The sequence below is a fragment of the Pseudomonadota bacterium genome (assembly GCA_026388215.1).
In the GTDB taxonomy this organism is placed as follows: Bacteria; Desulfobacterota; Syntrophorhabdia; order Syntrophorhabdales; family Syntrophorhabdaceae; genus JAPLKF01.
In genome coordinates this window covers 1-5,759 of the sequence record JAPLKF010000041.1, presented here as the reverse complement: position 1 = coordinate 5,759, position 5,759 = coordinate 1, and the positions used below count along the sequence as shown (strand labels likewise).

The window sequence follows — 5,759 nt, the reverse complement described above, 5'->3', positions numbered from 1 at the left end:
ATCAATGATGTGGGTTGTCTTTACACCGCCCTGCAATGCATCGAGGCAACATTCTACCTTAGGTATCATACCCCCGGAAACTGTTTTATTCCTTATCAGGGCCTCTATCTCGCCCTTTTTTAAAATGGGGATAAGCTTTCCGTCTTTATCGATAACCCCTTCTACATCAGTAAGTAATATAAGTTTCTCCGCAGGTAAGGCCTTCGCGATGCTTCCTGCGGCTGTATCTGCATTGATATTGTATGAGTTCCCATCTATGCCACCCGCAAGGGGGGCAATAACCGGTATATACCCGAGTTTATCGATGTCTTTTATAATACCTATATCCACATCTACAATCTCGCCCACAAAACCAATGTCCTTGTTTTCGACCCTTTTTGCCTTAAGGAGCCTCCCATCCTTTCCGGAAAGACCGGTGGCCTTCCCTCCCATGTCGTTAATATTCTTTACTATCTCTTTATTTATAAGACCGGAAAGTACCATTTCGACAACCTCAAGGGTCTTCTCGTCTGTAACCCGGAGTCCATCGACAAACTTTGTTGGTATCTTGAGTTCGTTAAGGAACTTCCCTATCCGGGGTCCACCCCCATGAACGATTACAGGATTAATCCCGACATATTTCAAAAGGACTATGTCCTTTGCAAATTCTTTTTTTAGATTTTCATCTTCCATTGCAGCTCCGCCGTATTTAATGACAAAGGTAGTACCAAAAAAGGCCTTTATGTAAGGAAGGGCCTCAAGAAGTGTTTTAATTTTCTCACTCATAATTTATCCTTACTTATAAAGGGTTCAAGGATTCGAGGGTTCTAGGGTTCGAGTGGTTTTAAGACACTGGAACCCTTGGCCCCTTGAACCCTGCCTTTAAAGTATATACCTGCTTAGGTCGTCTTTCTCTAAAAATTCTCCTAATTTCTCGATTACATAGGCCTTTGTTATCATAATCTTCCTGTCTTTCATGTCAGGTGCGGAAAACGATATATCATCAAGCAACCTTTCCATCACCGTGTAAAGCCTCCTTGCCCCAATATTCTCTGTCATCTCATTGACCTTCTGTGCAATATCGGTAATCTCCTCAATGGCCTCCCTTTCAAACTCAAGCTCTACCCCTTCTGTTTGAAGGAGGGCCTTATACTGTTTAATAAGGGCATTTTCAGGTTCTGTAATGATTCTGAAGAAATCATCCTTTGTCAATGCATCAAGCTCAACCCTGATCGGAAATCTACCCTGTAACTCAGGTATCAGATCCGATGGCTTTGACATATGGAACGCACCAGCGGCAATGAAGAGTATGTGATCTGTCTTTATCATGCCATACTTCGTTGTAACAGTTGTCCCTTCTACTATTGGCAGTATGTCCCTCTGAACCCCTTCCCTCGATACATCAGGGCCCTGGGTATGGTCACGGCTTGCAATCTTATCAATCTCATCAAAAAATATAATCCCTGATTGCTCGACCCTTTCAACGGCATCTTTTACAACCTTATCCATATCTATAAGCTTTTTTGACTCTTCCTGTATAAGATAATCGTATGCTTCTTTCACCTTAATCTTTCTTTTCTTCGTCTTTTTAGGAAGGATATTCCCAAACAGGTCCCTTATCTGCATATCCATCTCTTCAAACCCTGAGGCCGAGAAGATTTCTATCATGGGAAGCGCCCTGTCTGGCACCTCAACCTCTACAAACTTGTCATCCAACCTGCCTGACGTGAAAAGGGCCCTGAACTTTTCCCTCGAATCATCGTTTGGTTCCTGTTCATTTTGAGTGCGGGAAGCCTTTTTTTGCGGCAGTAATAAATCGAGGAGCCTCTCTTCAGCCATTACGGTTGCCTTTTCTATTACCTGTTCCTTCTCCTCCTTCTTCACCATATTCACGGAAAGTTCAGTCAGGTCTCTAATCATAGACTCTACATCCCTTCCAACGTAACCCACTTCTGTGAACTTCGTTGCCTCAATCTTTAAAAAGGGTGAGTTCGCAAGCTTTGCAAGGCGTCTTGCTATTTCAGTCTTCCCCACACCTGTTGGACCTATCATGATGATATTCTTCGGGGCTACTTCATCTCTCAGTTCCTTCGGTATCATCTGTCTCCGCCATCTGTTCCTTAAAGCTATAGAAACTGCCTTTTTTGCCTTATTCTGCCCTATTATAAACCTGTCCAGTTCCACCATGATTTCTTTTGGGGTCAGGGTTTTCATCATCTAAAGCTCCTCTACTACAATCTTATCATTTGTGTATATACATATTTGTGATGCAATAAGCATCGACTCCTTTGCAATATCCGGGGCAGATAAATCAGTGTACTTTATAAGTGCCTTTGCTGCTGCCTGTGCATAGGGACCACCTGAGCCTATCGCTGCTATACCATCATCCGGTTCTATTACATCGCCTGTGCCTGATAGTATAAAGGTATGTTCTGCATCAGCAACTATAAGTAATGCCTCAAGTCTTCTAAGCAATCTATCTGTTCTCCAGTCTTTTGCAAGCTCAACAGAGGCCCTCGTGATATTTCCATTATACTGTTCCAGCTTTTTTTCAAACCTTTCAAAGAGTGTAAAGGCATCAGCCGTTGCACCTGCAAATCCTGCGAGACATTTATCCTGATAGAGCTTCCTTATCTTCTTTGCTGTGTGTTTCATTACCGTTGCATTCATGGTAACCTGTCCATCAGCACCAATAGCAACCCTTTCTTTATGCCTTACGCATATTACTGTCGTTGCCTTCATTTTACCTTCTCGGATGGGACTTATCGTATATCTCCATCAGCTTATCCATGGAGACATGGGTATATTTCTGAGTTGTTGAGAGCTTTGAATGACCGAGCAGTTCCTGTATGCTCCGGAGGTCAGCGCCACTATCAAGCATATGGGTAGCAAAGGAGTGTCGTATCCCATGGAGTGCAAGGTTTTTAAAAAGGTGCACCTTGATTTGATGTTTCTTCATGATCTTAAGCAAACCCCTGTATGATAGCCTCTCACCGTGAAAGTTTATAAAGAGCGGGCCCTTTACCGAATATTTTCCTTTATCCTTCATTATATCCAGATATTCCTTAAGTGCATCCCTGGCCTTTTCCCCGAAGGGGAGTATCCTTTCCTTGCCGCCTTTGCCCTTTACCTTCACCCACATCCCTTCCATATGCAAGTCACCAATGTCTATATTAAGTACTTCCTGCGACCTCATGCCCGTTGAATACATGAGCTCAAACATTGCCCGGTTCCTCATGTTCAACCAGCCTTCCTTTGGAAGAAAATCAAGGAAGTGGAACATCTCGTCTATTGTATAGAACTTTGGAAGATGTTTCTCAATCTTCGGATTTTTTATCACCAGTGCAGTGTTTTCTTCAATATACCCCTTCTTCTTCAAGAACCTAAAAAACACCTTTATTGATGAAACCTTCCTCGATAAAGAAGATTTTTTCAGATCTTTATAAATATTCACGATATAAGCCCTTATAGCATGATGGTCTACTATGTCATAGGAACTCTTTTCTATAAACTCGATAAAATCCTCTATATCCCCTTTGTATGCCCTCTTCGTATTAAACGGTGCACCTTTCTCTATGTCTAAATATTTATAAAACTCTTTTGCAAGCGTCTTAATGGTATTTTTATCCATATGAACTATTATTTTATTATATTTCTGCAAATAATCAAGTAAATTCCCCAAACGTAAGCCTTCAGCATTCAGCTATCAGCATTATTAGTTCTTTGCTCATAGCTGATAGCAAAACCATGAGCTATGAACTGAATTAACACCTACACTTTGCGCTATGCCCTTTGCCCTCTGCCCTACGCTCTCTGCTCTCTGCTCTTTGCTCTACGCTCTACGCTATAGTTGAGCTATCCTGCCTTGCGGGACTGGTAGCGCATAAATAATTCAGCCTTGACAAAAACGGAATGGCTCTCTATAATATGTGAAATTTTTCATATTTAATCTGGAGGACTTATGTGGGACAACTTAAGCATTAAACAGGTTGTAAAGCACGCTAATGATCCATACCCCTATATTAGAAAATGGAAAAAGGATACTGGAAAAAAGGTGGTAGGGAGTACCATACCAGATGTGCCCGAGGAGTTGATATACGCCTTTGGTTTTTTACCTGTTTCTCTGATTGGAACAGATAAACCATTAAAAAAGGCTCCAAGCCGCTTACCGGACAATGCATGCTCCCTTGCCAGGAGTAATCTTGAGCTCGTATTGAGCTACGAGGGCGACCTCTTCGATGGTTTTGTTCTGCCCCAGGTCTGCGATACTACCCAGCATCTGTCAGACATCTGGAGGATAAGCTTCCCTGACAAATATGTCGAGAGTTTTCTTGCACCACGTCAGGCTGATAGACCAAGCGCACGGTATTGGGTAAAAGAAGAAATTGAACGACTGGTCTCCTCCCTCACAGGATGGTCAGGCAAAAGTTTGAAGGATGAAGATTTAAGGGAGTCAATAAGGATACACAATGAAAACAAGGAGCTTCTGAAAGAGATATACGAAATCAAAAGAAAAAATCCCGGAACCCTCAGTAATAAAGAATTATTCGCATTAATAAAACTTTCAATGCAGGTTGACAAGGCTGAGTTTAATAAGAGTCTCAAAAAGATTAAGGGTAGTTTAAAAATTAAAAAGGTTGATGAATACACGGATGTGATACTCGTTGGTATAACCTGTGACCCCCCTGAAGTCTATGAACTATTTGACGAAATAAAGCTTAATATAGTTGGAGACACCCTTGTAACAGGCACGAGGTACCTCCAGGGCGCTGTCCCGGATAATGGAAACCTGATTGATGCCCTCACAGAAAGACACTTCAAAAGAGGGTTCTTCTCACCGATACACGACAACGTCTATAAAAACTTTGAAGAAGTGAAGGCCCTCTATAAACAAACCAGCGCAAAGGCCATCATATATGTGCACATCGAATTCTGCGAATCCCAGGAATACGACCTGCCCGATTTGAAAAGGATGATAAAAAAAGAAGGAATGCCAATACATGAATTGGACACTGAATATCAAACCATATCTCTTGCACATGTGAGGACAAGATTACAGGCATTCTTTGAATCTTTGAGAGGGGGTGCCCTATGAGTGAGAAATTAAGTTCAAAAGAATTATCAAAAAAGATAACAAACGAATATATAGATGAGGCATTTCGCGCCCATGAACTTGGCAAGCTTGTTGGATACACAACTGCTATTTCCCCTGTGGAACTCTTTGTCGCCCATGATGTAATTCCTATATACCCGGAAAACCATGCAGTTGCAAATTTAGTAGCAAAGAAAGGTGCCGAGTTGTGTTCCGTTACTGAGAGTTTAGGCTACACAAGCCACCTGTGCGCCTACGCCCGTAGTGATTTAGGATACAGGGAAACAGGAATGACCGTAACAAGGGGCATCCCTGCGCCAGATATCCTTATGGCCTGCAACGCCCAGTGCTTTACCCTGACAAAATGGTTTCAGGTCCTCGCAAGAAGGGGAAATTTACCGGTCTTCGTCTTTGATACACCTGAATACGTGATGAACAAGAAGGCAAGGGAAGAGATTGTAAAATACTGCGTCATCCAGCTCAAAGAGATGATCGCATGGCTTGAAAATATTACAAAAAAGAAATTCAATTACGACAGACTGAAAGAGGTCATGAAATACTCTGCCCAGGCAAGTGTGTTATACAAGAAGTTTCTCGATATGGCACAGTATAAACCATCGCCAATCAGTATCTTCGACTGCCTCATCGGTATGGCAATCACAGTCTACCGTAGAGGAACACCGGAGTG

General features: G+C 42.3%; 6 protein-coding genes. 2 read left to right on the top strand and 4 right to left on the bottom strand.

Features of this window, described 5'->3' with window-relative positions; translation table 11 throughout:
* The 4 genes from argB to NTU69_03335 all read right to left on the bottom strand — a co-directional run.
* On the bottom strand, positions 1-765 hold a 765-nt coding region (gene argB, locus NTU69_03350), incomplete at its 3' end, for an acetylglutamate kinase (protein ID MCX5802565.1).
* Between the two features lie 96 nt (positions 766-861).
* Positions 862-2,193 carry an ATP-dependent protease ATPase subunit HslU gene (hslU, locus tag NTU69_03345; GenBank protein MCX5802564.1) on the bottom strand — a complete coding sequence of 444 codons (1,332 nt, stop codon included), beginning with the start codon at positions 2,191-2,193 and terminating at the stop codon, positions 862-864.
* Positions 2,194-2,196: 3 nt separating this feature from the next.
* A complete protein-coding gene (gene hslV, locus NTU69_03340; GenBank protein ID MCX5802563.1) occupies positions 2,197-2,721 on the bottom strand; it encodes an ATP-dependent protease subunit HslV in 525 nt (174 codons plus the stop codon).
* Between the two features lies 1 nt (position 2,722).
* Complete coding sequence (locus tag NTU69_03335) at positions 2,723-3,610, bottom strand: tyrosine-type recombinase/integrase (GenBank protein MCX5802562.1); 888 nt, start codon at positions 3,608-3,610, stop codon at positions 2,723-2,725.
* Between the two features lie 330 nt (positions 3,611-3,940).
* Between NTU69_03335 and NTU69_03330 the strand changes: the two genes are divergently transcribed.
* Together NTU69_03330 and NTU69_03325 are read left to right on the top strand one after the other, a co-directional pair.
* On the top strand, positions 3,941-5,074 hold the full coding sequence (locus NTU69_03330; GenBank protein MCX5802561.1) for a 2-hydroxyacyl-CoA dehydratase family protein: 1,134 nt from the start codon (positions 3,941-3,943) through the stop codon (positions 5,072-5,074).
* Positions 5,071-5,759: 2-hydroxyacyl-CoA dehydratase family protein (locus tag NTU69_03325; GenBank protein MCX5802560.1), on the top strand; the 689-nt coding region annotated here is incomplete at its 3' end. The genes NTU69_03330 and NTU69_03325, both read left to right, overlap by 4 nt.